The sequence below is a fragment of the Oleiphilus sp. HI0079 genome (genome assembly GCF_001635105.1).
The window spans coordinates 1-1,987 of the sequence record NZ_LWFT01000677.1 but is presented as its reverse complement, the minus strand read 5'-3'; the positions used below and the strand labels follow the sequence as shown (position 1 = coordinate 1,987).

Genomic DNA, 1,987 nt, shown 5'->3' with positions numbered 1-1,987 from the left:
TGAGCGTGGTCAGGTGCTATGTGTTCCTGGTTCGGTTAAGCCGCACACGAAGTCCGAGGCCGAAGTATATATCTTGAGCAAAGATGAAGGTGGTCGTCACACGCCATTCTTCCAAGGCTATCGTCCACAATTTTACTTCCGTACCACGGATGTAACAGGTGCATGTGAGCTTCCTGATGGCGTTGAGATGGTAATGCCAGGTGATAACGTACAGTTGACAGCTACTTTGATCGCGCCAATCGCGATGGAAGAAGGTCTACGCTTCGCGATTCGTGAAGGTGGCCGCACAGTTGGTGCTGGTGTTGTTGCCAAAATCATCGAGTAATTTGTTCTCGTAATATTGAAAGGGGCTGCCCATTGGGCGGCCTTTTTCTTTGGCAGATCATTTGGCAAAGGGGTGGTGACTCTTTTGTTGACAGGTTTGTATGCAATGAGTACAATGCCGCTCCTTTTTTGTACAGGTGCCGCAAAGACAATCTGTCGACGTGGCGATAATCGGAGTTTTGTTAAACATGCAAAGCCAAAAAATCAGAATCAGACTGAAAGCATTTGACTACCGTCTGATTGACCAGTCTACACAAGAAATCGTAGACACGGCGAAGCGAACTGGAGCACAAGTGCGTGGCCCAATTCCTCTGCCAACAAAGAAAGAAAGGTTTACAGTATTGATCTCTCCGCACGTTAATAAAGATGCGCGTGATCAATATGAAATCCGCACGCATAAACGCATGATGGATATTGTAGAGCCTACAGAAAAAACTGTAGACGCACTCATGAAGCTTGATCTAGCTGCTGGTGTTGATGTTCAAATCAGCCTAGGTTAAGTCCAAGCGTAAGCTTGGGTGCTGGGTTTATCTAACCCGGCAAAGTGTAACTACCTATTAATAGGGCCATAGAGGGTGAGAGCCCCGTACACTTAAGAGGTGAAAAATGGCAATTGGTTTAGTCGGCCGCAAGGCTGGTATGACTCGTATCTTCACAGAAGAGGGTCGGTCAATCCCGGTAACCGTTATTGAAGTAGACGGTAACCGTATCACGCAGGTGAGAACTGAGGACGTGGATGGCTACAAGGCTGTTCAGATCACTACAGGTGAGCGTCGCGCTTCTCGCGTTTCTAAAGCAGCAGCAGGTCACTTCGCGAAAGCGGGTGTCGAAGCTGGTCGTGGTTTGTGGGAATTTCGTCTAGAAGCTGAAGAGGGTGCAGACCTTAAAGCGGGCGATGTTCTTAGTGTCGAGCAGTTTGAAACTGGTCAAATTGTTGATGTGACCGGTCAGTCAAAAGGTAAGGGGTTTCAAGGCGGTGTTAAGCGTTGGAACTTTCGTATGCAAGACGCAACACACGGTAACTCGCTATCTCACAGAGCTCCTGGTTCGATTGGTCAGTGTCAAACGCCTGGTCGAGTTGTGAAGGGTAAGAAGATGGCTGGCCACATGGGTGCTGAGCAGGTAACGGTTCAAGGTCTTGAGCTCGTGCGTATCGATGCAGAGCGCAACTTGCTTTTGATCAAAGGTGCTGTCCCTGGCGCAACTGGCACAGACATTATCGTCAAACCAGCTGTTAAAGCTTAAGAGGTGTAGTGATGGATTTAGTAATAGCAAATTCTAAAGACAGCGTTGCTGTCTCTGACGCTACGTTCTCTCGTGAGTATAACGAAGCTCTGGTACATCAGGTTGTTACTGCTTATATGGCAGGCGGCCGTCAGGGTACAGTAGCTCAAAAGACTCGCTCAGAAGTGCGTGGCGGTGGTAAGAAGCCATGGCGTCAAAAAGGTACTGGCCGAGCGCGTGCTGGTACGATTCGTAGCCCAATTTGGACCGGTGGTGGTGTAACTTTCGCTGCTAAGCCTCGTAGTTACGAGCAGAAAGTAAACCGTAAGATGTATCGCGCTGCGATGCAGGTAATTCTTTCCGAGCTTGTTCGTCAGGACCGTCTGGTTGTTGTTGAAGAGATGACAGCTGCTACTCCAAAAACTAAAGAGTTCGCTGC

The 1,987-nt window shown here is 48.7% G+C and carries 3 protein-coding genes and 1 pseudogene; all 4 read left to right on the top strand.

Annotated elements, in window-relative coordinates; genetic code table 11:
* A pseudogene (gene tuf, locus A3750_RS12370) lies at positions 1-325 on the top strand (elongation factor Tu); the annotation flags it as partial.
* Between the two features lie 187 nt (positions 326-512).
* The gene (gene rpsJ, locus A3750_RS12365) at positions 513-824 is read left to right on the top strand and encodes a 30S ribosomal protein S10 (protein ID WP_068455763.1); all 312 of its coding nucleotides are present in this window, start codon (positions 513-515) and stop codon (positions 822-824) included.
* A 106-nt stretch (positions 825-930) separates the two neighbouring features.
* Positions 931-1,569, top strand: coding sequence for a 50S ribosomal protein L3 (gene rplC, locus A3750_RS12360; RefSeq protein WP_068455766.1), 639 nt, complete (start codon positions 931-933; stop codon positions 1,567-1,569).
* An 11-nt stretch (positions 1,570-1,580) separates the two neighbouring features.
* A partial coding sequence (gene rplD / locus A3750_RS12355) for a 50S ribosomal protein L4 (protein ID WP_068548316.1) occupies positions 1,581-1,987 on the top strand: 407 nt, incomplete at its 3' end.

Bases quoted from the DNA above. Each gene is read 5' to 3' on its own strand.
- rplC (WP_068455766.1), top strand. From the start codon at position 931: ATGGCAATTGGTTTAGTCGGCCGCAAGGCTGGTATGACTCGTATCTTC.
- rpsJ (WP_068455763.1), top strand. From the start codon at position 513: ATGCAAAGCCAAAAAATCAGAATCAGACTGAAAGCATTTGACTACCGT.